Here is a 25,317-nt window from a genome sequence, read left to right on the forward strand (position 1 = left end):
CGGACCAGCACGACTGCCTGCGCGACATCCGGATGCGCGGCCAGCACCGCCTCGATCTCGCCGGGCTCGATCCGGAAGCCGCGGATCTTCACCTGCTCGTCGGCCCGGCCGGCGAACACCAGCTGCCCGTCGACCGTCCATTTGGCACGGTCGCCGGCGCGATACATGCGGCCGCCGAAAGGACTGGCGACGAACCGCTGAGCGGTCAGGCCCGGCCGGCCCAGATAACCGCGGGCGAGTTGTCCGCCCGCCACGTACACCTCGGCCGTCACGCCGGGCGGCACCGGCCGGAGGGCGTCGTCCAGCAGGTACACGCCCTGACCGGCGATGCCACGGCCGATCACGCTGCCGGCGGCGGCATCCTCCGGACCGAGCTCGCGATACGTGACGTGGACCGTGGTCTCGGTGATGCCGTACATGTTGACCATGCGCGGCCGGTGCGTCCGGCCCGCCCACCAGCGGTCCAGCTTCGCCGGATCCAGGGCCTCGCCGCCGAAGACCACCGCGCGCAGGTCGGGCAGCTCGCCCGGCTCGACGTCGAGCAGCTGGTAGAAGGCCGAGGGCGTCTGACTGAGCATGGTGACCCGCTCGCGTTCGAGCAGGCCCAGGAACTCCCGCGGCGAACGGGACACGTCGAACGGGACCACCGCGACGCGGCCGCCGTGCAGCAGCGCGCCCCACAGCTCCCACACCGAGAAGTCGAAGGCGATCGAGTGGAACCAGCTCCACACGTCGTCCGCGCCGAATTCGAACCGTGGCCTCGTCGCGGCGAACAGGTCCGTCACGTTGCGGTGTGTCACCACAACGCCCTTCGGCCACCCGGTCGAGCCGGAGGTGTAGATCACGTAGGCCGGGCTGTCGACGGAAACCTTGACGGACAGCGGATCCGCGCTCATCTGCGAACACTCGTCGGTCAGCACGAGCGGCAGCTCGGTCGCCGGCGCGAGGCCCTGCTCCGTCACGACCGCGACGGCGCCGGCATCGGCCAGCATGAACTCCACGCGTTCGGCCGGATAGTCCGGGTCGATCGGCAGATAAGCCCCACCGGCCTTGAGGATCGCGAGCATCGCGACGACAAGCTCCGGCGTCCGCGCCATGAGCAGGCCGACCACGGACTCCGGGCCGACCCCGATCTCGCTCAGCCGTCGGGCCAGGCGGTTCGAGCCGGCGTCCAGCTCGCCGTACGTCAGGCGGTGCCCGGCCGACGACACGGCCACCGCCGAAGGCTCACGCTCGGCTTGCGCGGCGAACAGTTCGGGCAAGGTCCCGGCGTTCGTCGGCGGCAGCGTCGCGTTCCAGTCCGTCAGGACCGCCTGCCGCTCGTCCTCACCCAGCAGCTCCAGGCCGCCGACCAGGTCCGTCGGGGATGCCGTGGCCAGCCAGCCGAACACGCGTTCCAGCCGGCGAGCATGGGACTGCGCGGGCTGATCGTCGCCGTTGACGTCGACCCGCAGCTGGAGCCCCGGGTGGTTGGACCGGTTGTAGATGTCGATCTTCACCCCGTCGGCCGGACCGCTGGCCAGGCCGCGAGCGGTCACCGCGCAGTCGCCGAACCGGGCCGGGTAGTCGACCGCCATCACGTTCACCACGAAGTCGCCCGGGCCGACCTTCAGCTCGCGAGCCATGTCCTCCATGGGAAAACGCTGGTGCCGCTGGGCATCCACCAGCGCACGGGCCGTCTGCCGCATCAGGTCGGCGACGGTGGTGGCCGGCGTGACGGTCAACCGGACCGGCACGACGTTCGACGTCATGCCGACCACCGCGGCCGCTCGGCGGCTGACCCGACCGCCGACCGCGACGCTCACGACGACGTCCCGGTTGCCGGTGATCCGGTGCCGGTACGCGGCCGTGCCGGCGATCAGCAGGCCGGCCAGGCCGATCCGCAGCCGCCTCGCCGCGGCGCCGAGTTCCTCCGCGCGGGCGGCGTCGATGTCGGCGAAGTGCCGGTCCGGCATCGCCGAGGTCCGCCGCGGCCGGCCGGTCTCGGGCAGGCCCGCCAGCCGCTCCCGCCAGAACTCTCGATCACGGGCGACATCCGCGGACGCCCGGTACGAGATGTCCTCGCCCAGCAACACCGCGACCGATTCCAGCGCGACACCGTCGACATCGCGGCCCTCGACCAGCGCGGCGTACACCTCGGCGAGCCGCCTCGCGAACACCGCCAGGCTGCCGCCGTCCAGCAACAGGTGATGGACCCGTTGGTACCACAGGGAACGCTCGGGACCGAGGACCAGCACCGCGTGCGCGAACAGCGGGCCGTCGTCGACCTTCACCGGCCGCGCCAGGTCGGCCTTCATCCAATCCTCGGCCGCCGCACCCGGATCGGGCCGGCCGGACAGGTCGACCACCTCGATCGGGTAGTCGCCCGAGTTGTCCACGTGCTGCCAGGGCACGCCGTCCCGCACCGCGAAACGCAGCCGGTAGGCGTCGGCCTCGTCCAGCGTGCGCCGCAGCGCGGCGACGAACGCCGGCACGTCCAGGCGCCCCCGGATCTCCGCGCACTCCCCGACGTTGTAGACCGGGCTGGCCGGATCGAGCTGCTGCCCGTACCAGACGCCGAGCTGCCCGGCCGTCAGCTCCCGGTGGCTGCCTTCAGACGCGACCATGCCCGCGCTCCCCATTCCTGTCCCCCGTTGCCAGTTCGATTCAGCGCCCGGACCGCTCGGCGACCATGCCGGCGAGGTGCGGGATCAGCGCGTTGAGCGTGTCGACGTCCCAGAGCAGCGTCGGCTCGACCCGCAGGCCGAGCGTGTCCTCGATCTCGCCGCACAGCGCGAACGTGTAGACGGAGTCCAGCCCGTACTCCGCGAGCGGGGTGTCCGGGTCGATCTCCGTGCCGGGCCGGTCGAGGTAGTGCGCGACGCGGTCCACCAGCCAGGTCCGGATCTGCTCCGGGGTGTGGTCGTTCTCGGCCATCTGGCACCTTCCTCAGCCCGGGACTCGCCGGGCGGACAGATCGAGCAGTCGGTTGTCGCGCACCCGGCGGACGACCTCGCCGAACAGGTGCTCTTCCACGTGCGCGCGCTCGGCCGGCAGCAGCACTCCGTCGCCGCCGAGCCGGCCGTCCAGCCGGTCCAGCACGCCGAGCAGGGCGGTGTCGGGCCGGCGACCCCACACGGCCAGTGCCGCGGCCCCGGCCAGCACGACCGTGTACCGGTCGGCGAGCGCGAAGGCCGCCGGCGAGGCGTCCATCGTGATGTCGGACGGCCGCGGTCGGCGCATTCGACCCGCAGCCGCCGGATTCGCCCTGGAAGGTGCAACTGTAAAATCGACAGAGATGTCCTTTGCAGGCCAACAACTGATTACATGTCCAGAACGCCATTGTTTTACTGCGCCACAGCCTCTACAGTGTGCCGAACACAGGTAATCACGGAACACGTAAGTCTCCTGGCTATGATCGAGAGGATTGCGGCACGTGAGCGTAGTGTGTCGCCATGAGACAGTAACTGCGTTCTGACCTAGCCTGCCGTCTAAGAAAAGCGGCTCTATATTGACCGGTACAACAGGAGGTAACCTGATCAGCGTGTCAGGCTGTTACATTTTTAAGGAGAAACGTTCCTATATCTGCAGATCTGCTCATTATTCCTATATTTTGATACTTGTACCGCGGACGACTCATAAGTTCCTAGAACGTCAATCTCCATCCGTCCTCTTACATCGACTGACGCATAGCACGGACTCCCCACGACTTCCGTCTGGACGGGTTCCTGACTCGTTAAATTCACAGCGACATTGGGTTGGTTCCCCACCAAACCCCTGATTAGGGACGTTATGCATGAATAATCCCGATGATGGCCTGTGCTCTACGTCGGCTGGATCCGTCCGTTTGCGCTCGGCACACTTTGCCTAGAGGCAAATTTACATGGGTGTAAGTTCAAAATAGCCGCCCAAGCACTTTGCGGCCCAGCCTGTTCGTGACACGTGGCGAAGGTCGCCGGCGCGATGTCGCGGTGCAGCTTCTGGAACATGCCGTACTTGCCTTCGCGGAGATAGGCCTGCGCGCCCAGCACCGACCGCAGATCCTCGAAGGCGTCCAGCACGACGCGTGAAGTCAGGTACTTCGCCGCCGGCGCGTAGATCCCCATCTCCTCCGGCAGCAGATGCAGCGCGCGCACCGCCACGGCGGAGAAGGCGTCGATCGCCAGGAGGTCCGCGTAAGCACGGGCCAACGTCGCCCGCACGTAGGGGATATCGCTGACCGCGCCGCCGTACAGCTTGCGTTCCAAGGCGAATTCGGTGGCCAGGCGCAGGGCCGTGTCCAACGGTCCCACGCTGATGGCCGGGAACACCGCCCGCGTCACCTGGTAGGCCCGCAGCGCGATCTCCATGCCCTGGCCCGGGTCGCCGAGCAACGCATGGCGCGGCACCGGGCAGTCCGTGAACTCCGCTCGACCCAGCTGCACGCCCCGCATGCCGGAGCTGTGCAGCCTCGACAGGTGCCGCACGCTTTCGCCGGGCAGGTCAGCGGTCTCGACAAGGAACTGGCTGTGCCCTCGGCTGCCGGCCGCCGAGCTGGTGCGCGCGAACAGCACCAAGGCATCGGCCCGGCGCAGGTTCGTCACGACCTCCTTGCGCCCGGACAACAGCCAGCCGTCGTCGGTGGCGCGGGCGGCGAATCCGGCGTGCGCGAAGTCGTTCCCGTGGTCGAGCTCATGGAACGCCGCGGCAATCTTTCCGTTGTCCAGCAACAGCTTTGCCGCGTTACGCTGCTGCTCCTCGTCGCCGGCGGTCCAGATGTTCATGCCCGAGATGAAGGAGCTGAAGCCATAGCCGAGCCCCAGGCAGGGATCGCGCCGCCACAGCGCCCGCAGCGCCGCGGCCACCCGGTCGACCCGGTCCAGCCGCCCGCCCAGCCTGGTCGGCACGAACTCCGCGTTGAAGCCGTGCTCGTCGAGCAGACGCTCGCCGTCGGCCAGCATCTCCTGACGCTCGTCGGCCGCCAGCACCGCGTCGAAGCCCATCGGGTTGTCCGCGGCCCGCGGATCAGCCAGCAGTTCGTCAATGTCCACGGGAGTCCCCCGCACCGAACGGAGTGATCGCGCCGCCGGTCATCGCCGCGTCCGCGACCAGCTCAGCCAACGGGTCGTGGTCGACCGGCTCGGGAGCCGGCATGCGCAGGACGGCCGTCAGCCTGGTCAGAACGGCATGCAGGGCGACCCGCAGCCAGACGTCGTTCTCGGCCGTCCACAGGTGCAGGCAGGCGGCGCCGACGTAGCAGAGTTCATAGGCCGCAGCGAGTTCGTACGCCGCCATGGCCGGCCGCGCCGCCGGTCGAACCTCCGCCATGAGGCCGACCACCTTCGCCGTGATGGCCAGCAACGACCGCGCCATGGCCGTCAGCTCCGGCTCGGACAGCGCGGCGACCACTCCCGGCAGCGACTGCACCACCGAGCACCCGTTGCGGGACGCCAGAACCAGCTCGCCACGGTCCAGTTCGGATGGTCGAACGCCGATGTCGACCGCCTCGGCGAGGCCGGAGCCGTCCACGGTTTCCGCCGCGTAGGCCCGGGCCAGGCGTGGGAACTGTTGCGCGAGCGCACTTCGGTTGACGGGCGTGCTGCCGTCGAAGACCGAGACGATCTGGTGGTCGCGGGCCAACTTCTGGAACGCGCCGTACTCGTACACGTCGGTCAGGTACGACCGCGCCCCCAACAGCTCGGTCAGGTCGGCGATGACCAGGTCCGTCAGCGCCGGCACGACCGACTTGACGATCGCGGAGGCCACGCTCATCTCGCCGGTCAGACCGTGGATGGACCGGGCGCCGACCAGCGCGGCGGCCTCCGCGGCGGCAAGCAGACCGGCGCAGCGGGCAAGTACCGACCGCGGCTGCGCCCGGTCGATCAACGGCTTGCGCTGGATGACCCGGGTGCTGACGAACCGGCCGGTCAGCCGCAGGGCGTGTTCGCCGGCGCCGAGGGACAACCCGCCGCACATGGTGCGGGTGAGTTGCAGGGCACGCAGCACCGTCTCGACGCCTGTCCCCTGCGCGCCGAGCAAGTCCGCCCGCGCGCCGTCGAAGGCGATGCCCGAGATGTCGACGCCACGGATCCCGTGGGTGGCCGCCTTCCGCCGGTGTTGCCACGTTCCCGGCGCGAGGGTGGACTTGTCGACGAGGAACAGGCTCTGGCCGCGGGCCGAGCCGGCAGTTCCGGTGCGGGCCAACACAGTCAGCAGGTCGGCCCGGGTGGCGTTGTTGATCGGCCACTTCGCGCCGGTCAGCCGCCAGCCGTCGGCGGACTCGGTCGCCGTGAGCGATCCGTTGAGCAGGTCCGCGCCGTGCCCCGGCTCCGACAGCGCCCAAGCCGCCGGCACCCCGCCCAGCACGGCCTTGGCCACGGCCGACGCCTGGTCCTCGCTGCCAGCGAGCCAGACGCAGGCCGTCCCGAGGTAGGTCTTGCCGTGGGCGACGATCGTGCTCAGGTCGCGCCGCGCGACGTCTCGCCACAGGCGCAGCAGGACCTCGTGATCGTCCAACTTGCCGCCCCACTCGGGCGGCACGTAGTAGGCCGGCAGGCCGGCGGCGTCCAGGGCCGCGCACTGCTCGGCGGGAAACGCCGCTGTGGCGTCGAGTTCGGCGATACGCGCGGCATCGCCGAGCGCGTTGTCCAGCAGCGGCCCGCTAAGCATGGGCTCTCCCGGCCAACGCGGACACCGCCGGGTCCAGATCGGCGTACACCGGGGTGATCTCGCCGGCCAGGAAACGGTCCCGCATCACGACCCGCTGGATCTTGCCGCTGGTCGTGCGCCGCACCGTGCCGCGGCGGACCAGCATGACGTTGCGGATCGGCGCGCCGAACTCCACGGTGAGGCTCCTGGTGACGGCGGCGACCACGCCCGGCAGGTCATCGGCCAACAGCGTCGGGCTGACCTCGTGCACGAGCACGATCCGGCTGTCCGGCGCGGGCACTTCGAAAGCAGCGCCGGTGAAGCCGACCAGCGCCTCGTGCGCCGCGCGGGCCTGGCGTTCGACGTCCTGCGGGAAGACGTTGCGCCCGTGGACGATCAGCACCTCCTTGAGCCGCCCGGTGACGAACAGCTCGCCGTCCACCAGGGCGCCGAGGTCGCCCGTGCGCAGCCAGTCCAGATCGGACCCGGCCAACCGGGCGCGGAAGATCTCGGCGGTCAGATCCGCCCGGTTCCAGTAGCCGACACCGACGCTGTCCCCGCGCACCCAGATCTCGCCGATCCCGCCCTCCGGCACCGGACTCAGGCGCTGCGGATCCACGATCCGCACCTCGTGTGCGGCCGGGCGGCCGACGCCGACGATCTGCTTGCCGTCTTCAGAGGCGGCGCGAATCCTTGGGGCATCAGAAGATTCGACGGCAGCCGGGTCGACCGTGAGCACGGTCGGCTGCGCGCCGATCCTGCTGCACGACACGTACACGGTGGACTCGGCCAGTCCGTAGCCCGGGGACACCACGTCGGGGCGCAGCCCGGTGCCGGCGAACCGTTGCGCGAAGACCGCCATCGTCGGCGCGTGGATCGGCTCCGACCCGTTGATCGCCAGCCGCAGCCGGGACAGGTCGATGCCGGCGAGCATGTCGTCCGAGATCAGCCGCAGGCACAGGTCGTAGGCGAAGTTGGGGCCGGCCGTGACCGTGATGCCGAAGCGGTCCAGCAGCCGGAACCACTCGATCGGCCGGCGCACGAAGTCGGCCGGCGGCATCAGCGTGTTCGGCGCGCCGAGCACCAGCGCGGCGGTCAGCTGGCTGAACAGGCCCATGTCGTGGTGCAGCGGGATCCAGCCGCCGAACACGTCGTCCGGACCGATGCCCGAGCCCCGCTGGAAGCCGACGATGTTGCCGAGCAGGTTGCCGTGGGTGAGCATCACGCCCTTCGGCGTGCCGGTGGACCCGGAGCTGTACTGGAGGACGGCGACCGTGTCGCGCCCGGCGACCTCGTGCAGGTCGGCGTCCCCGTCACCGGCATCGCCCACCGCCTCGACGACCGTGCCCGGCAATCGCTCCGCCAGATCGCCGCACGCGGCCGAGGTGGTGATCGCGACCTCGGGCGTGCAGTCGGCGGCCGCCGCCGCGACCCTCTCGGTGGCGCTGGAGGAACCGCCGGGCACTGGCACGGGAACCGCGATCAGCCCGGCAAACAGACACGCCAGGTACACCTCCGCGAACTCGACGCAGGTCGGCAGGGCGATCAGCACCCGGGGTGCCCGGGGCCAACCGTGCGGCGAGCCGGGCGGCCCGCAGCCGGGCCCGCCGCGCCAACTCGCCGAACGTCACGTCGTCCTGGGCGCCGGAGTGGACACGGTGAGCGCGATGCGATCGGGATGGGCGTCGGCCCGGTCGAGAAAGGCGGCGCCCACGCTGCGGTGAGCGGTCAGGTCGAACGTCACGGCGGTACCCCCGGCTTTCCGTCTCGATCGGACTAGCTCTGCTCCATCGCCGCGATCAGGCTCTTGGGCCGCATGTCGGTCCAGGACTTCTCGATGTGGTCCAGGCAGTCCTGGCGGCCGGCGGCGCCGAACACGGTCTGCCAGCCCTGCGGCACGGCGATGAACGCCGGCCACAGCGAGTACTGCCCCTCGTCGTTGACCAGCACCAGGTAGTCGGCATCGGGATCGTCGAACGGATTGCTCACCGTGCGGTCCTTTCCTCGGCGAAACGGGGCGGGACGCGCGGCGACCGCGTGCCCGGCATGAAACTCTTGTGTGGCAAGGCGATCCGCTCATCGGCGGCGCCATCGGTGGACATGAGTACCCGAACGGCGACACCGGCCACAACAGCACCGTGACTTCGCGACGGGCGTTCAACCCCGGCAGCCGCCGCAGTTGCACGCCCAGGTCACGGTGCCGTTGTAGCGGCGTGCCGGCGCTGCCATAGTGAGCGCGCCGACGTCCCCGACGGACGCCGGAATCCCTTGTCCTGTCGCTGTTTGCGCGCGCGGACCCCGTCACACGATCGAAGGGACCCCCATGGGTGACGACGCCGAGCAGAGGTATCTCCGCTCGAACGTGATCATCGAGCCACTGGTGGACAGGTTCTACGCCTGGCTGCACACGGTCGCGCCGGTGCAGGCGTCGATGAACCTCGCCTTCGTGCAGGTGCCGCTGCTGGAGTCCTACCTGCAGTCGCCCCAGGTGCACGTGGCCGCCACCAACAACCCCGACCTGCGCGGCGGCTACTTCGTCGGCGTGCCCGAGGACCGCAGCCCCGAGGTCGCCGAGCTGCTCGACACCATCAAGCGCGAGCGCGCGGACATGCTGGCCTTCGCCGCCGCGATCGCCGAAGGCGAGGAGCTGGTGCGGCAGAACGCCGTCGGCTACGACCTCGGCCCGCTCTACCCGAAGCTGCCCGCCGCCCTCAACGGTCTGGTGGAGCTGGCCTACGACACCAGCAACCAGGCCTCCATGCACTTCCTGGAACCACTGGCCTACCACGGCCCGGGCTACGACGAGCGGCGCCAGTCGGTGCAGGTGTCGCTGGACGACGGCGTCGAGCGGCCGTTCATCCTGAGCACGCCGCGCCTGTCCGGTCCGGACGTGCTCGACCTGGAACTGCCGTTCCGCCACGACGGCCTCCGCGAGCTGGTGCAGGCCCGGATCAAGCCCACCACCGCCGCACGGCTGCGCGAGGCCCTCGGGCTGAACGACGCCCAGGCCCGGCAGCTGGACCGGTTCCTGGACACCAAGCCGAGCCTGTCGCCCGACCGCCACATCGACGCCGGCGGGCGCGTCCGCTACTACGGCCACGCCTGCGTGGTGCTCCAGACGCCGGAAGCCTCGATCGTCACGGATCCGTTCATCAGCACGGACAACCGGCCCGGCAACCGGTACACACTGGACGACCTGCCCGACCACATCGACCTGGTGCTGATCACCCACGGCCACCAGGACCACATCGTGCTGGAGACGCTGCTGCAGCTGCGGGGCCGCGTCGGCGCCGTGGTCGTGCCGAGATCCTCGCGCGGCAACCTCGTCGACCCGTCGATGGGCCTCTACCTCAAGCGCATCGGCCTGCCGGTGATCGAGGTCGACGACTTCGACGAGGTGCCGTTCCCGGGCGGCAAGGTGGTGGCCACCCCGTTCCTCGGCGAGCACGCCGACCTGGACATCCGCGGCAAGTCCACCTACTGGGTGGAGCTGGCCGGCAAGAAGGTGTTCGTCGGCGCTGACTCCTCCGGCATCGACCCGGTGCTGTACCGCTACATCCGCACCCACCTGGGCAAGGCGGACATGGCGTTCCTGGGCATGGAGTGCGACGGCGCCCCGCTCACGTGGCTGTACCAGGGGCTGCTGACCAAGCCGGTGCCGAAGAAGATGTCCGACTCCCGCAAGCTGTCCGGCTCCAACGCCGCGCAGGCCGGTGACATCATGACCGAGCTCGGCGCGGACGAGGCGTACATCTACGCGATGGGCGAGGAGAGCTGGCAGGGCCACATCATGGCCACCACGTACAACGAGGACACCTACCAGCTCAAGCAGATCGACGAGTTCCTCGGCTGGTGCAAGGACCGCAACATCAACGCCGAGCACCTGTTCAACCAGCGCGAATGGCGTTGGTGATGCCTTTCCTGCACAGCAACGGCATCCGGCTGGCCTATGAGCGGGCGGGCACGGGCGACCCCGTGCTGCTCGTCATGGGCCAGTCGGCCGCCGCGCGTTCCTGGAGCGTCTACCAGACGCCGGCGCTCCAGCAGGCCGGCTACGAGACGGTCGTCTTCGACAACCGCGGCATGGCCCCGTCGGACGCGCCGGTCGGCCGGTACTCGATCGCCGACATGGTGGCCGACACCAAGGGAGTGATCGAGGCGCTGGACCTCGCTCCCTGCCGGATCGTCGGCACGTCGCTGGGGTCGACCGTCGCCCAGGAACTGGCGCTCGCGCACCCGGAGCTGGTCCGGTGCGCGGTCCTGTTGGCCACCAGCGCACGGTCGGACGTCTACCGCACCGCGATGACCCGGGCGAGCCGTGCGCTGCGGGACAGCGGCGTCACGCTGCCGGCCGAGTGCCGGGCGGCCAAGTCCGTGCTGGAAATGCTGTCGCCGGCCACCCTCGACGACGAGATCATGGTGGCGCAGTGGCTGGAGGTGTTCCAGCTGGCCGACGACGACCCGGCCCCCGGGCAGTCCTGGGTGGACCCCGGCGACCGGCGCGCGGCGCTGCGGGAGGTCGCCGTGCCGTGCCGGGTGATCGCCTTCGCCGACGACGTGATGTCGCCGCCCCACCTGGGCGCCGAGGTCGCGGACGCCATCCCCGACTGCGACCTGGTGGAGATCAGCCGCTGCGGACACCTCGGCCACCTGGAACGGCCGGCCGAGGTCAACGCCGCGATCATCGAATTCCTCGACAAGAACTGACGGTGGGCCCGTGCTGCGCGACGAATCCATCACCCGGCAGCGAATCCGGCCCGGCACCGTGCGGCGCATCGTGCCGTACGCGCTGCGCCACCGCTGGCCGCTGGCCGCCCTGCTGGCCGCCACCGGGGTGGACGCGGTGATCACGGCGGCGAATCCGCTGATCCTCAAAGGACTGATCGACGACGGCATCACGCCGGGACGGATGCCGGTGGTGGTGTGGCTGTCGCTGTCCATCGCCGGGCTCGCCCTGGTCGACGCCGCCGCCGTGTTCGCCCAGACCTGGGTCTCCGGACGGGTCGGGCAGGGCCTCGTCTACGACCTGCGCACGACCGCGTTCGACCACGTGCAACGGCAGCCGCTGGCCTTCTTCACCCGGGCCCGGACCGGCTCGTTGGTAAGCCGCCTCAACACGGACGTGGTCGGCGCGCAGCAGGCGGTCACCTCGCTGCTGTCGCAGACGCTGTCCACGCTGCTGACGCTCACGCTCGTGCTGGCCACGATGTTCTACCTGTCGTGGCAGATCACGTTGGCGGCGCTGGCGATGGTCCCGTTCTTCCTGTTGCCGGCCAAGGCGATCGGCCGCCGACTGCAGCGGCTGACCCGTGAGGGCATGCAGCAGGACGCCGAGATGGGCACGATGATGAGCGAGCGTTTCAACGTCGCCGGCGCGATGCTCGCCAAGCTCTACGGCCGGCCGGAAGAGGAATCGGCCGAGTTCGCCGGCCGTGCCGGCCGGGTACGCGACGTGGCGGTCGCGACCGGCGTGTACGGGCGGATGTTCGTCATCATCGTGTCGGTGCTGACCGCGCTCACCACCGCGCTGGTGTACGGCGTCGGCGGCGGTCTGGCCATCGCCGGCACCCTGCAACTCGGCACGCTCGTGGCGATGGTGACACTGCTGCTGCGCCTGTACGGGCCCATCAACCAGCTGACCAACATGCAGATCAACGTGATGACCGCGCTGGTCAGCTTCGACCGGGTATTCGAGGTGCTGGACCTGGAGCCGCTCATCGCGGAGCGGCCGGACGCCCGCCCGGCCGCTGTCGCCGGTCCGGCGCCGGACATCGAGTTCGACGGCATCTCGTTCCACTACCCCGGCCGGGGCGAGGTCGGCCTCGCCTCCCTGGAGTCGCCGACGGCCGGAGTCGAACGCAACGACGCCGTCCCGATCCTGAACGAGATCAGCTTCCGGGCGCCGGCGGGCCGGTTGACCGCGCTCGTCGGGCCGTCCGGGGCGGGCAAGACCACGATCACGCACCTGGTGCCGCGGCTGTACGACCCGACGGCGGGCACCGTCCGCATCGGCGGCCAGGACGTTCGCGACCTCACCATGGCGTCGCTGCGGGACACCGTCGGGGTGGTCAGCCAGGACGCCCACCTGTTCCACGACACGATCCGGGCCAACCTGACCTACGCCCGCCCCGACGCCACCGAGCGCGACCTGATCGAGGCGTGCGAGGCGGCCCGCATCTGGGACACGATCGAGGCGCTGCCCAACGGCCTGGACACCGTGGTCGGCGACCGGGGCTACCGGTTCTCCGGCGGCGAGAAGCAGCGGGTCGCGATGGCCCGGCTGCTGCTGAAGTCGCCGCCGATCGTGGTGCTCGACGAGGCCACCGCCCACCTGGACGCGGAGTCCGAGGCGGCGATCCAACGTGCCCTCAAGACCGTGCTGGCCGGGCGGACCTCGCTGGTCATCGCCCATCGCCTGTCGACCATCCGCGACGCCGACCAGATTCTCGTCATCGAGGGCGGCCGGGTCCTGCAACGGGGCACACACGAGGAACTGCTGTCAGCCGGCGGCCTGTACGCGGAGCTCTACCGCACCCAGCTGGCCGACCAGGCCACCGGCTGACCGCCGTCACGAGTCGGCCGTGGGCCGCTCGTCCAGTTCGTCGCACAGTTGCAGCCACCGGCTGGCGAACTGGCTGGCCAGCTGGCTGACCAGCACCACGCAGTGCGGCGGCACCAGCGGGACCAAAGAGGACAGTTCGCGCACGCTGCCCGCGTTCTGGCGCAGCAGCCGCAGCAACTGCCGTCCGTTCTCCGTCTGTCTCAGGGAAGGATCTCTCAGCAATGTCTCCAGCGCGGCGCCCGGACTCGCCTCGGCCGACTGCCGGGCCGGCGCGGGGGCGGCGTCCGGCACCGGCGCTTCCCCACGCTCCAGCCTCATCCGCACGTCCCGTGCCGTCGCCGGCGAAATGCCGGCCGTCCGGGCCACGTCCCGCAGCGACTTCTCCGGATGCGCGGCGATGACCTCCGCCGCCCGCACCCGTCCCTCGACGCCGCTGACCGGGCGGACCTTGCCGTCCTTGCCGACGCGCGCGGGCGGCTGCACACCCGTCCCGGTGCGGCCGCGGACCCGAGCGACCGTCCGCGCGCCGACTCCGGCCACCTCGGCGATCGCCCGATCGGACATGCCCGGGTGCAGCTCGATGATCCGGGCCACGGCCGCCCGTCGATCGGCCTGCGTCAGGGGGAAGCCGTGCGCGATGTTCGACGCCACGCCCTGCACGTAGGCGTCGGCGACGGTGCCGTCGAAGAACTCGACCTCGATCGACTCGCGACCGTTGCGCACGGCCGCCAGGAGCCGGTGCATGCCGTCGATGACCCGCATGGTCGTCCGGTCCACCAGGATCGGCGGCAGCGGCGTGTCGATCTCGGCCAGCCGGGCGACGTGCGCCTCGTCCTGCCCCTCCAGCCGGGGCGACTCGCCCGGCTGCAGCAGCGCAATGGGAACGGAGACCACTCCCCGTGGCGACCCCGCGCCGTCCCCCGATTCATCCGTGGTGGATGCGCCCCCGTTCGCATCCAAAAGTACTGGCATTGCTCTCCGGTTCAAGCTGTCCTCCCCACCGGACATCCAGCGCACACCGCGACGGGAGGACGTCCACCCCTCGTGAAGAGCCATCCCGCGCATTAGCGGAGACGCTGGAGAAAAGCACGTGAACGAGACTCAATTCGCGAAATCGGGGCACAGACCCCGTCGCGGGCACCCGCATCCCCGGTCGCGAGCACCCCACCGACCTGCGACACGACCCGAATCCGCCGGCCCCATCCGACAAATTCGCCCGACTCGTCAGGTCACGCCACGCCGGCCCGGACAACATCGTGGCCGACCGTCGGAACAGCCCCCTTCGGTCACCCGCCGCGGAATCCCAACAGTGTTAACGGTTCACCCTTTATTTCTACACCACCGTAGATGCCCTTGGTAGGAAAGGTCCCGCCCTCGACCGAACGGCCCACAGATTGCCGCCGAAGCGAGGGCAGGGAACCGGCAAAAACGGTGCACAGCCCGAACCGACCCGGGCGACGCGCCCATCAAACGGACAAAACAACCACTTTCTCGTCAGGAGCGACATGAACAGCGCGGCCCCAGCCTGGATCACTCAGACCCGCACCGAGTCCGCCCTGCACGTGGTCCACGAATCAGGCGTCGTCGACCCCGCGGCGGCCGAGCGAGCCGCCGCGGACCTGTTGCGGGCACTGGGGATCGAGCACAGCAGCGAAAGCATGCGCGAGACACCGGCCCGGATGGCCCGGGCCTACGCCGAGCTCTTCACGCCGCGGCCGTTCGACCTGACCACGTTCCCCAACGACGAGGGCTACGACGAGCTGGTGCTCGCCCGCGACATTCCGGTCCGGTCCGTCTGCGAGCACCACCTGCTGCCGTTCGTCGGCGTCGCCCACGTCGGCTACCTGCCGGGCGAGCGCATCCTCGGACTGTCCAAGCTGGCCCGCGTGGTCGAGCACTTCGCCTGCCGCCCGCAGGTTCAGGAGCGGCTGACCAAACAGATCGCCGACTGGCTCGCCGACCAACTCGACCCGGTGGGGGTCGGGGTCGTCGTGCGGGCCGAGCACAGCTGCATGACGCTGCGCGGCGTGCAGGCCATCGGCTCGTGCACCGTGACGTCCACCCTGCTGGGCAGCCTCCGCGAGGACGCCCGGTCGCGGCATGAGTTCTTCGCACTGGCCGGCATCATGAGCTGACCGACGGTAATCAGGCACGGCGCCGGTCCGTTACGCATCTCGTTGGCATCGAAAGGAAACCGACAGTTTCACGGGGGCTTTGTCCGGCCTGAGGCGCATCTCAGCAACTGGCTTTGCCCGGCGCGCCAAGCCGTGCCAGTCTCCCGGTGCCGGCGACCGGCGCCCGCGCGGCAGGGGACGAGGAGCAGATGATCGACGCAGTCGGTGTCACGAAGAGGTACGGCGACCGGGTCGCCGTCGACGACGTGACCTTCACCGTCCGCCCCGGCGCGGTCACCGGTTTCCTGGGGCCGAACGGGGCCGGCAAGTCCACCACCATGCGGATGATCCTCGGCCTCGACGCGCAGACCGCGGGCGAGGTGCGGGTCAACGGCAAGCGCTACGCCGACCATCCCGCGCCGCTGCGCGAGGTCGGCGCGCTGCTGGAGGCCAAGGCCGTCCACACCGGACGGTCGGCCTACAACCACCTGCTCGCCCTGGCCCTGACGCACGGCATCCCACGCCGACGCGTCGACGAGGTCGTCGAGCTCGTCGGACTGCGCGAGGTGGCCCGCAAGCGAGTCGGCGGCTTCTCCCTCGGCATGGGGCAGCGTCTCGGCGTCGCCGCCGCGCTGCTGGGCGACCCGCACACGCTGGTCCTCGACGAGCCCGTCAACGGGCTGGACCCCGAAGGCGTGCGATGGATCCGGCAGCTGCTGCGGTCGCTGGTGGCCGACGGCCGCACGGTGTTCCTGTCCTCGCACCTGATGAGCGAGATGGAGCTGACCGCCGACCACCTCGTGATCATCGGCAGGGGCCGGCTGATCGCCGACACGTCGATGGCCGAGTTCACCGCGCGCTTCTCCCGCAAGGTCGTCCGCGTCCGCACCCCGGAGGGCGGCGCGCTGCGGGACCTGCTCGTCGGGCCCGACGTCACCGTGACAGCGCCGGAGACCGGCCTGCTCGAAGTGCACGGCCTCACCAGCGGCGAGATCGGCCAGCTCGCCTGTCGCAACGCGATCCCGCTGGAGGAGCTGACGCCGGTCACCGCCTCGCTCGAAGAGGCGTTCATGGATCTCACCCAGGACGCCGTCGAATTCTCCGTCCACCAGGACGTGCTCACCGAGAGGACCGCGTCATGACCGCGACGCTCACCAAGGCCCAGCGGCCGTCGGCGGCGCCGCTGCCGGACGACATCCGGGTCACCCAACTCCGGGTCATGCACTCGGAATGGCACAAGTTCTGGTCGCTGCGGTCCTCGTACTTCACGCTGGCCGCGACGCTCATCGCGATGATCGGCTTCGGTGGCCTGTTCGCCGCCGTCACCGCCACCCGCTGGACGCACATGCGGCCGGTCGAGCAGGCCCACTTCGACCCGACCGCCGTGAGCCTGCGCGGCTTCTACCTCGCGCAGCTCGTCGTCGGCGTGCTCGGCGTGCTCATCGTCACCGGCGAGTACAGCACCGGCATGATCCGCTCCAGCCTCGGCGCCGCGCCACGCCGGCTGCCCGTGCTGATCGCCAAGGCCGTCGTCTTCGCGGTGATCACCCTGGTCGTCACCACCGTCACGGCCTTCGTGGCGTTCTTTCTCGGCCAGTACCTGCTCAGCTCGCACCACATCGAGACCACCATCGGCGCCGACGGCGTCGCCCGGGCCGTGGTGGGCGCGGCGCTGTACCTCACCGTCGTCGGCCTGATGGGCGTCGGCCTCGGCTTCGTCGTCCGCAGCACCGCCGGCGCGATCGCCAGCCTGTTCGGCATCCTGCTCGTGCTGCCCGTCCTCGGCGAGGCCCTCCCGACCGACTGGGCCACGAACATCGACCCCTACCTGCCCAGCAACGCCGGTCAGCAGATCATGGTCGTGCACCCCGACCCCTCTGCCCTGCTCGGCCCATGGTCCGGCTTCGCCGTCTTCTGCGGCTACGCCGCCATTGCCCTGGTCCTCGGCGCAGTGCTCCTCCGTCGCCGCGACGCCTGAGCGGACCACTGTCGCTTGGTGTACGTCTCGCAGCCGGCGCTGAGCCGGCAGATCCAGGCGCTGGAACGGCTGATCGGCTGCCCGCGGCTGCTGCGCTCGACCCATCGCGTGGAGCTGACGCTGGCCGGCGAGGCGCTGCTGTGCCGCTGCTGGCCGACCTCAACGACGCCGTCGCCCTGACCAGGTCGGCCGACGGCGAGGTCGCCGCCCGGGTCGCACGGCTGTGGGACTCGGTCGCCGAGGACGGCCAGCCCGGCCTGCCGCAGATGCGGGAGGCCTACGAGGCGCTCAACGCGCAGTTCCCGGTCCCGGACGGCACACGCGTCCGACCGGTGCAGGCCGGTGGCGTGCCGGCGCTGGTCGTGTCGGCCGGCGCGGACGGGCCGCCGACCCTGCTGCATCTGCACGGGGGCGGCTACATCTCGGGCTCTGCCTTCGGCTACCGCCCGCTGGCCGGGGCGCTGGCCGCCGCGACCGGGGCGACCGTGCTGCTGCCGGACTACCGCTCGCGCCGGAGCACCCTTTCCCGGCCGCGCTCGACGACGCCTTCCGTGCCTACCGATGGCTGCTCGACCAAGGCACGGATCCGAGCGACCTGGCCATCAGCGGCGACTCGGCCGGCGGCGGGCTGGCGGTGTCGGTCATGGTCAAGCTGGCTCGGGAGGGCCTGCCGCGGCCGGGGCGGGCGGTGCTGCTGTGCCCGTCGGTCAACGTCGTGGACCCGCCCGACGGCACACCGGTGGCGCGGTGGCTCTCGCTCTACGTCGGCGATCATCCGCACACCGATCCGCTGCTGAACGTCTTCAAGGCCGACCTGTCCGGGCTGCCTCCGCTGCTCGTGCAGTCCGGCACCCACGACATGGTGTTGCGCGAGACGCGCCGCTTCGTCGACCACGCCGCCGCGCACGGCGTCGACGTCCGGCTCGACCTCTACCCGGTGGGCACGCACGTGTTCCACCTGTTCTGGTCGTTCCTGCCCGAAGCCGCGACCGCCCTGGAACAGATCGGCCACTTCCTCCGCGAGCCCGCCGTCGACACCACGGCCGAAGCCGGATGACCACGGGGACAACGAGAATCCCGCCGCACGCCGCCGGCGTGATCCGTATCGCCAGCTTCATGCCGACGGACTGACTAACTCGGTCTTCTTCTATCGGCCGGATATCAACTGCTGGCGCGGTGTGGCGAGCTAATTTCACTTGCCACTGAAGCCATAGTGCCATCGTTAACTCTCAACGCACGCGATGCGGAGGCCCACCGGCGATGCCGATCAAGGGTGTGAAGCCCACCCCGGCGTGGTAGTCCTCCTTGTTCGACGGCACGGGAGGTGGGCAGATGGACCCTGATCCGTTCAGCGCGACGGGCGAGCGGCCGTTGCTGTCGCACCGCTACCGGATCGGCGCGCTGGTGGGCAGCGGCGGCATGGCCGAGGTGTACCGGGCGTACGACCTGAAGCTGGAACGACCGGTGGCGATCAAGAGGTTCACCCCGCCGGCCAGCGCGATCGACCACCGGCGGTTCGAGGACGAGGCCAGGCTGCTGGCCGGCCTGTCACATCCGGGACTGGTCACCGTCTACGACGCCGGTCAGCACCAGAACAGCCGGTACCTGGTGATGCGGCTGGTGGACGGTCCGAGTCTCCACGTGGCGCTGAGCAAGGAGCGGCCCACCGTCGACGAGGTGGTGTCGCTGGCCGGGCGCCTGGCGCCGACCCTGGCGTACGTGCACAGCCGCGGCATCGTGCACCGCGACATCAAGCCGTCGAACATCCTGGTCGACCTGGACGGCGAGGCCTACCTGGCCGACTTCGGCCTGGCCCGCCTGGTGGACGCCGACGGCATCACCCGCTCCGGGGACATCGTCGGCACAGCCGCCTATCTCGCGCCGGAACAGGTCCGGGGCCAGAAGGCCACGCCGGCCTCCGACGTCTACGCCCTCGGCCTCGTGCTGCTGCAGGCGCTGACCGGCCACCAGGAATACCAGGGCGGGCAGGCCGAGGCCGCGCTGGCCCGACTGACCCGCGACCCTCTGATCCCGGACTGGTTACCCGTCGGGCTGGCGATGTTGCTGGCCGAGATGACCAGCGCCGATAAAAACACAGCGACCGACGACGGCGCAGTGCGTGGAACGATTCGCCCAGCTCGGCCCCGCCGAACTGTCGACGATCCCGTTGCCCACAGCGGCCACGCCGGCGCCGCGCCGTCGCGGTGGCGGCCGGCGGAATTCTCATGATCGGCGCGGCGCTGACCTTCGCCCTGAGAGCCGCCGCTCCCCCAGCGACCACGACCGCCCCTCCCCCGGCCACCACGAGTTCTGCGCCGACCGTGCCGCTGAGCACGACGTCATCGCCCACCACCAGTGTCGATCTCGCGGCCAGCACCGCCGTCGACGACCATGGCGCCGGCGGTGGTCCAGGGTCCGGCAACGGCGGCCATGGACACACTCCACCCGGTCAAGCCAAGAAGACCGGCCCCGGGCAGCCGCCGGACAAGGGCAAGCACGGCTGACTGTCCTGATCCGAGGAATGACCGAACTTCCTCTGCCACCTGGATTTCAGGACAACATGACAGCTCCGGTCACCGACGCACGCCGTAGCTCCACAGCCCACGTCCATGGGTGGCCAGCAGCAACGCGGTGCCCTCCGGCGCGACGATCAACTGCTGCCCGGACGCGTTGGGCAGGTCGGTGCCGAGCTTGAACCACTTGCCGGCCAGGCGGACGTAGACGCCGGCGTCGGTCGCCGCCGCCAGCAAACCGTTCCACTGCACCAACGACGTGGTCGGCAGGTCGGGCAGCGCACCGGTGTCGTCGGTCCAGCTGGCTCCGCCGTCGCCGCTCTCGAACACGTGCCCCTTGCCGGCGCCGGGCACCCACTTGTCGGTGTAGCCGCCGAACGAGATGTACAAGTGCCCGTCCCGCACGGGATCCAGCGAGATCGAGGTGATGTAGCGGGCCGGCAGGTTCGGCGTGGCGAGGCGGTGCCAGCTGCCGCCGTAGTTCGTGTCGATGCCGGAGTGGTAGACCTTTGCCGCATCGCGGTACTGCCAGGCCGCGTAGATGGTCTTGCCCTTGGCGACCACGGCGGTGATCTGCGCGCCGGTGTCGTGCACGTTCTTCCAGTCGCAGGCGGCCGGGCCGCAGTTGGTGTCCCAGCCCTTGCCCTGGTTGTCCCACACGTACTGGCCGCCGGCCACCCAGTGGTCGAGGTTGGCGATGTCCGCGCTGTAGGGCGCGATGAACAGGCTGCCGGGGTCGCAGGGGTCGGCGAGCGTGCCGGCGACGGGGTTGTCGCAGGACGGGGACATGGTGGTGTAGCTGGGAGTCGTGAAGTCCGACTTGCCGCCGTTCTCCGTGCGGGCGGTGCTGAGGTGCACGTATTCGTTGACCGCCCGCATCCCGTTGCGTGGATCGACGATCACCTGGCCGCCGTCGCCGCCGAACGGCGAGACCTGTTCCTTCGCCCCCGGTAACAGCAGTGACACGCCGTTGTCCTGCAAACCGCCCCAGATCGCGTCGCCGCCGGCCACCCGACCCGCTCCGACCGAGTAGTACTGCAGCGTGTGCAGCCCCTCGTTGAGGTTGTTCCACTTGACGACACCGCGCAGTGCGGCGGCCCGGGAGTAGACGCCACCGTCGTTGCCGAAGTAGGCCGTGCCGTCACTGGCGACCACCGCGGCGTGCTGGTCGGCGTGCGTGGTCGGCGGACAGGTCAGCTTGCTGAGATCGGAGCTCCAACACGGCAGCCCGAAGTTCCAGTAGGGACCGATGACCTGCCAGCTCGCACCGCGGTCCGAGGTCTCGTAGACGTCTTCGAGGCCCAGGTAGATGTGGTTGGGGTCGACCGGGTCGGCGGCCACGTACTGGTCGTACCAGCCCTGGCAGCCGCCGCAGCCCTGGGCGCCGGCCTTCACCAGGCTCGGCGTGTCGGCGATCTTGGTCCACGGGCCGGCGGGTGAGCCCGAGTCGGCACGGAAGACGCCGGTCAGCAGGCCGGTGTTCGTGGCGTTCTGCACGACCGCGTAGAGCGCGGAACCGTTGGCGTTCCAGGTGAACGTGGTGCGCCCGATGTCGGTGTCGGTCAACTGGCCGGTGGCCGCCTGCCGGCTGAAGGTGCCGGGCCCGCCGCCGGTGGTCGACTGGTAGAAGGCGTTCACCGCGCCGGGGTTGACGCCCTTGTTGACGATGATGGCCGCGACGACGGATCCGTTGCTGCCCGGGCGGATTCGCACGTCGGTCGCGAACGACGTCTCGGCGCCGGCGGCCGGGGCGAGCACGGTGGTCCAGGGCGCGGACCAGTCACGCATGTCGTGGCGCAGCAGGCCGAAGCTCGTGGCGGCGTAGATGTGGCCGACGCCGTCCAGCACGATCCGGGCGGTGCGCAGCCCGAAGAAGGACTGGCCGATGCGCTGCCAGGTGCGTCCGCGGTCGGCGGAGCGGTAGATGGCGTCGCCGCCGAGGCTGTCGCCGCTGAAGTCCGCCTCGCCGGTGCCGACGTAGACGCTGTGGTCGGTCGGATTCACCGCGACGGCGCCGATCGCGAGGCTCGGCATGCCGTCCCACAGCGGCTGCCAGTGCGCGCCACGGTCGTCCGAGCGCCACACTCCGCCGTCGGCCGCGCCGACGTAGACCGTGCGCGCGCCGTCGGTGGCCAGCGCGCTGACGCGGCCGGAGACATGTCCGGAGCCGCCGGTGGAGTTCGACCAGTTCGGGTCCCGGTAGGCCGGGGCGTCGCTCTGGTACGGCTGGTTCGTCACCTCCTGCCAGGCGCCCGGCAGCACCGGCAGGTGCTGTCCCTGCTGCTGACCGGAGTAGTAGGCCTGTGCGTTCGCCGCCGTCAGGCCCGGCGCGTTGCGGATGTCGCTGTACTGCTGCGAGGCGTCGGTGAGGTCCTCGGTCTCGTCCTCGGCCGCGTGACCGTCCATCGGATCGGCCAGATGGCTGATCACCGCGTGCGGGCCGGCCGGCGTCCTGTCGGACGCGGCGGCCGCTGGGCTCACGCCCAGCCCGAATGCCAATAACGCTGCTGCTGTGACGATCGAGGCCGACTTCACCGGCCGAGGCTAACCGCGGGGTGACCCAGGCAGAAGCGATCACACTTGACCGCGATCGAGCGGGACGCCGAGCACCACGCCGCCGAGACGTCGCTTCACCGAAGCGCTCGGCGCCAACACTGCTGTCGACACTTCACGAATAGCAGCTCACCAGCGGAAATAGTGCGCCGCCAGGTTTGACGCGACCGAAATCGGGGTATCACTTCTCGGCAGAACACGCTCGTCCCCGCACGGCGACGCCGATCGGAAGGGACCGCGGATGCCACAGCCGGACACGCACCAGGCACACGGGGCCTCGGCCAGGCTGAGGCTGTTCGTCTGCCTCGCCGCCGGCGTGCCGATCGCGATCGTGGTCGCGGTGTTCGCCACGTGGCAGGCCGCGCTGCTGGCCGGTTGGATCGTCGCCGGGGCGGTGTTCGTCACCTGGATGTGGATCACCATCTGGCCGATGGGCTCCGCCCGCACAGCCAGCCACGCCAACCAGGAGAACGCCGGCCGCCCCGCCGCCGACACCACAGTCCTGATCGCCGCCGTCGCCAGCCTGATCGCCGTCGGCCTGGTGTTGACCGCCGACGCCTCCGACGTCGGCGGCCAGGCCGCCCAGGCCACCGTCAGCCTGGTCAGCGTGGTGGTCTCCTGGACCAGCGTGCACACGATATTCACCACCCGCTACGCCAAGCTCTACTACGGCGCCAACCCCCACGGCATCGACTTCAACGACCCCACCCCGCCGCGCTACACCGACTTCGCCTATCTCGCCTTCACCATCGGCATGACCTTCCAGGTCTCCGACACCATCCTCAGGTCCAGCCCCGTGCGCGCCACCGCCCTGCGACACGCGCTGCTGTCCTACCTGTTCGGCGTGGGCATCATCGCCGCCATGATCAACCTCGTCGCCGGCCTCGGCAAATGAGACCGCGCCGCGCCGGACAACTGCTCCGTCCGGCCCGTTTGGACAGACCTCCCAGTGGCCACCCTCACCACGTACCGACGGCCCTGCCGAATCCCGCAGGACCTGCGCCGCCGCCGAGAAGGAGTTCAACAGTGATCACATTAGGCGTCATCCTGCTCGTCGTGGGTTTCCTGCTCAGCATCCCCGTCCTCTGGACCATCGGCATCATCCTGTTGGTGGTCGGCGCCATCCTGGCCATCCTCGGCGGCACCGGCCGCAAGGTCGGCGGGCGCGCGCACTGGTTCTGACAGCTCGCTCGGGGCTGACACCGACCCGCCGGCGCGCGCCGGAGCACGCGAAGCCGGCCGCTGCGGCGTGCCACTATGGCGGCTGTGTCAGACCCGACCGGGAGCCGGTCCCGCTCGTATCCGCTGCGCGGGCGCATGTCCGAACTGGACATCGCCCTGCGGGCGATTCGCGTCGCACGCACCGGAATCGCCCCGTGCTGGTCGTCGAAGGCGAGCCGGGCATCGGCAAGACCTCGTTCGCTGCGGAAGTCGCCGAGCAGGGCCGCCGGCTCGGCTTCGCGGTGGGCCAGGGAACCGCGACAGAACAGGACAAGGTGGCGCCGCTGGCGTCCCTGGGCACCGCCCTGCGCGCCGGACGCGCGCCGCTGGTGGGCTCGGCGGACTTCACCGGCCTGGCGCCGCTGCTCGACCAACCCCTGTGGCTGGCCGAACGGCTCTGCGAACTGCTGGCCCGGCGCAGTGACACGGAGCCGGTCCTGGTGCTGCTGGACGACGTCCAGTGGGCGGATCCGCTGAGCGTGTTCATGCTCCGCGTCGTCACCGCCAGGCTGGCCGATCGGCCGATCGCCTGGCTGCTCGCCGGCCGGCCCACCCCCGGCGGCCCCGCCGACCAAGCCGCGACCGCCGCCGGTCGAGCGGTTCCGGTGCACCGCATAGCCCTGCCGCCGCTGACGACGGAGGCGGTGTTGGAACTGGCCGCCGACCGGCTCGGCGGGCATCCGTCGGACCACCTCGGCCGGCGCCTGCGCGACACCGGCGGGCTCCCGTTCCTGGCCGTGCACATCGTCGAAGGACTGGTGGAGACGGGCGCGCGGGCCGACGAAGACCTGCCGGCCGGCCTCGTCGAGGGCGTGCGCCGCCGGGTCGGCGCACTCTCCGCACCGGCGCGCGCCCTGCTGCGGGCCGGCGTCGTGCTCGGGATGCGGTTCAGCCTGCACGATGTGGCCACACTGTCGGCCGTTCCGATCGCGGAGCTGACCGACCCGTTGGTGGAAGCCATGGACGCCGGTCTGCTCACCGACGACGGCAACGCCGTGGCCTTCCGCCACGACCTGTTGCGCCAGGCCCTCTATCAGGACGTGCCGCCGTCGGCACGGCGGGCGTTGCACGACCGTGTCGTCGAGCACTTCCTGTCCAGCGGTCGGGCCGCCGCCGACGCGGCGCCGCACGTGCTGGCCACGGCGCAGGTGGGCGATCTCCGTGCGGTGCGGGTGCTTCGCGACGCCGCCCTCGACATCGTCGGTTCGATGGCCGTCACCTCGGTGGCATTCATCAAGCAGGCCTTCGACCTCGTGGACGCGAACGACGCGATGCGGGCCGAGGTCGGCCGGGACGTCGTCACCGTTCTCGTTGCCGCCCACCAGTTCGACGAGGCGTTGGCCTTCGCCGCGGAGCTGCTGCGCGGGCCCGTGGACCCGGACATCGCGGCGACCGTGCGACTCACCCTGGCCCCATGGCTGTGGGCGAACGACCGACGTGACGATCTGCTGCTGTGGACCGAGGATTCGCCCGCCTCGCCGGCATTGCGGGCTCGGCTGCGGGCTTATCGTTCGCTGGCCGGGGATTCCAGCACCGAAGACGCCGAGGATCCGGTGGCGAGGGCGGTGCAGTTGGCGGCGGCGGCCGAGAATCTGGACCGGGCCGGTGTCTTCGGCGGGGCGGCCGAGGCGTATCGCGCGGCGCGGGCCTCGGCGGAGTCGGCGGGAGACGCCGTCGGCTGTCCGGACGGCGTCGTGTTGGCGCTGCGGGAGTTGCTCGCCCTGGGGCACGCCGTCGATCCACAGCGGGCGCTGGCCGAGCTCGAAGCCG

At 70.5% G+C, this 25,317-nt stretch carries 21 protein-coding genes and 1 pseudogene; 13 read left to right on the forward strand and 9 right to left on the reverse strand.

From position 1 onward, the window contains the following. The 7 genes from KUTG_RS60670 to KUTG_RS03380 form a co-directional block, all read right to left on the reverse strand. On the reverse strand, nucleotides 1–2,606 hold a 2,606-nt coding region (locus tag KUTG_RS60670; RefSeq protein WP_043728118.1), incomplete at its 3' end, for a non-ribosomal peptide synthetase. A gap of 40 nt (nucleotides 2,607–2,646) precedes the next feature. Next, the gene (locus KUTG_RS03355; protein ID WP_043714809.1) at nucleotides 2,647–2,916 is read right to left on the reverse strand and encodes an acyl carrier protein; all 270 of its coding nucleotides are present in this window, start codon (nucleotides 2,914–2,916) and stop codon (nucleotides 2,647–2,649) included. Nucleotides 2,917–2,928: 12 nt separating this feature from the next. Next, nucleotides 2,929–3,222, reverse strand: coding sequence for a hypothetical protein (locus KUTG_RS03360; protein ID WP_043714811.1), 294 nt, complete (start codon nucleotides 3,220–3,222; stop codon nucleotides 2,929–2,931). A gap of 581 nt (nucleotides 3,223–3,803) precedes the next feature. Continuing rightward, complete coding sequence (locus KUTG_RS03365) at nucleotides 3,804–5,009, reverse strand: acyl-CoA dehydrogenase (RefSeq protein ID WP_052393853.1); 1,206 nt, start codon at nucleotides 5,007–5,009, stop codon at nucleotides 3,804–3,806. Continuing rightward, complete coding sequence (locus KUTG_RS03370) at nucleotides 4,999–6,627, reverse strand: acyl-CoA dehydrogenase family protein (protein WP_052393854.1); 1,629 nt, start codon at nucleotides 6,625–6,627, stop codon at nucleotides 4,999–5,001. The genes KUTG_RS03365 and KUTG_RS03370 overlap by 11 nt, the downstream gene beginning before the upstream one ends. Then, nucleotides 6,620–8,158, reverse strand: coding sequence for a fatty acyl-AMP ligase (locus KUTG_RS03375; protein ID WP_052393855.1), 1,539 nt, complete (start codon nucleotides 8,156–8,158; stop codon nucleotides 6,620–6,622). Before KUTG_RS03375 ends, KUTG_RS03370 begins: the two co-directional genes overlap by 8 nt. Before the next feature lie 224 nt (nucleotides 8,159–8,382). Further along, complete coding sequence (locus KUTG_RS03380; RefSeq protein WP_043714812.1) at nucleotides 8,383–8,595, reverse strand: MbtH family protein; 213 nt, start codon at nucleotides 8,593–8,595, stop codon at nucleotides 8,383–8,385. 334 nt (nucleotides 8,596–8,929) lie between these two features. On the opposite strand from KUTG_RS03380, the gene KUTG_RS03385 reads away from it, so the two are divergent. Genes KUTG_RS03385 through KUTG_RS03395 form a run of 3 tightly spaced genes read left to right on the forward strand, consistent with a single transcriptional unit; the run spans nucleotide 8,930 to nucleotide 13,168 of the window. Further along, a complete protein-coding gene (locus KUTG_RS03385; protein WP_043714814.1) occupies nucleotides 8,930–10,519 on the forward strand; it encodes an MBL fold metallo-hydrolase in 1,590 nt (529 codons plus the stop codon). Beyond that, nucleotides 10,507–11,313, forward strand: coding sequence for an alpha/beta fold hydrolase (locus tag KUTG_RS03390; RefSeq protein WP_198046988.1), 807 nt, complete (start codon nucleotides 10,507–10,509; stop codon nucleotides 11,311–11,313). Before KUTG_RS03385 ends, KUTG_RS03390 begins: the two co-directional genes overlap by 13 nt. Nucleotides 11,314–11,323: 10 nt before the next feature. After that, entirely contained in the window at nucleotides 11,324–13,168 is a 1,845-nt protein-coding gene (locus tag KUTG_RS03395; protein WP_043714816.1) for an ABC transporter ATP-binding protein, read from the forward strand. A 6-nt stretch (nucleotides 13,169–13,174) separates the two neighbouring features. On the opposite strand, the gene KUTG_RS03400 is transcribed toward KUTG_RS03395, so the two are convergent. Next, entirely contained in the window at nucleotides 13,175–14,062 is an 888-nt protein-coding gene (locus KUTG_RS03400; RefSeq protein WP_043714818.1) for a ParB/RepB/Spo0J family partition protein, read from the reverse strand. A 611-nt stretch (nucleotides 14,063–14,673) separates the two neighbouring features. On the opposite strand from KUTG_RS03400, the gene folE reads away from it, so the two are divergent. From folE to KUTG_RS57930, 7 genes and pseudogenes are all read left to right on the forward strand, one after another. Continuing rightward, entirely contained in the window at nucleotides 14,674–15,303 is a 630-nt protein-coding gene (gene folE / locus KUTG_RS03405) for a GTP cyclohydrolase I FolE (protein WP_052393857.1), read from the forward strand. Nucleotides 15,304–15,491: 188 nt separating this feature from the next. Next, nucleotides 15,492–16,424: an ABC transporter ATP-binding protein gene (locus tag KUTG_RS03410; RefSeq protein ID WP_043714820.1), complete on the forward strand. Its 933-nt coding sequence runs from the start codon at nucleotides 15,492–15,494 to the stop codon at nucleotides 16,422–16,424. Continuing rightward, entirely contained in the window at nucleotides 16,421–17,260 is an 840-nt protein-coding gene (locus KUTG_RS03415; RefSeq protein ID WP_043714823.1) for an ABC transporter permease subunit, read from the forward strand. The genes KUTG_RS03410 and KUTG_RS03415 overlap by 4 nt, the downstream gene beginning before the upstream one ends. Before the next feature lie 18 nt (nucleotides 17,261–17,278). Then, nucleotides 17,279–17,440, forward strand: a complete 162-nt coding sequence (locus KUTG_RS63105; RefSeq protein ID WP_232240630.1) for a LysR family transcriptional regulator — start codon at nucleotides 17,279–17,281, stop codon at nucleotides 17,438–17,440. Nucleotides 17,441–17,526: 86 nt separating this feature from the next. Beyond that, a pseudogene (locus KUTG_RS52845) lies at nucleotides 17,527–18,317 on the forward strand (alpha/beta hydrolase). A gap of 275 nt (nucleotides 18,318–18,592) precedes the next feature. Further along, nucleotides 18,593–19,489: a serine/threonine-protein kinase gene (locus KUTG_RS03425; protein ID WP_052393859.1), complete on the forward strand. Its 897-nt coding sequence runs from the start codon at nucleotides 18,593–18,595 to the stop codon at nucleotides 19,487–19,489. Further along, entirely contained in the window at nucleotides 19,486–19,764 is a 279-nt protein-coding gene (locus KUTG_RS57930; RefSeq protein WP_157494295.1) for a hypothetical protein, read from the forward strand. Before KUTG_RS03425 ends, KUTG_RS57930 begins: the two co-directional genes overlap by 4 nt. A 69-nt stretch (nucleotides 19,765–19,833) precedes the next feature. Here the strand turns inward: KUTG_RS57930 and KUTG_RS03430 are convergent, their stop codons facing one another. Then, entirely contained in the window at nucleotides 19,834–22,308 is a 2,475-nt protein-coding gene (locus KUTG_RS03430; protein ID WP_157494297.1) for a WD40/YVTN/BNR-like repeat-containing protein, read from the reverse strand. Between the two features lie 259 nt (nucleotides 22,309–22,567). Here KUTG_RS03430 and KUTG_RS03435 point away from each other — a divergent pair, with 259 nt between their 5' ends. From KUTG_RS03435 to KUTG_RS52850, 3 genes are all read left to right on the forward strand, one after another. After that, the gene (locus KUTG_RS03435; protein WP_043714830.1) at nucleotides 22,568–23,221 is read left to right on the forward strand and encodes a DUF1345 domain-containing protein; all 654 of its coding nucleotides are present in this window, start codon (nucleotides 22,568–22,570) and stop codon (nucleotides 23,219–23,221) included. Between the two features lie 131 nt (nucleotides 23,222–23,352). Then, nucleotides 23,353–23,508 (forward strand): DUF6131 family protein, encoded by a 156-nt coding sequence (locus KUTG_RS60675; protein WP_198046989.1) that lies wholly within the window; start codon nucleotides 23,353–23,355, stop codon nucleotides 23,506–23,508. 194 nt (nucleotides 23,509–23,702) lie between these two features. Then, a partial coding sequence (locus KUTG_RS52850) for an AAA family ATPase (RefSeq protein WP_157494300.1) occupies nucleotides 23,703–25,317 on the forward strand: 1,615 nt, incomplete at its 3' end.

This window comes from Kutzneria sp. 744 (genome assembly GCF_000568255.1).
In the GTDB taxonomy this organism is placed as follows: domain Bacteria; phylum Actinomycetota; class Actinomycetes; order Mycobacteriales; family Pseudonocardiaceae; genus Kutzneria.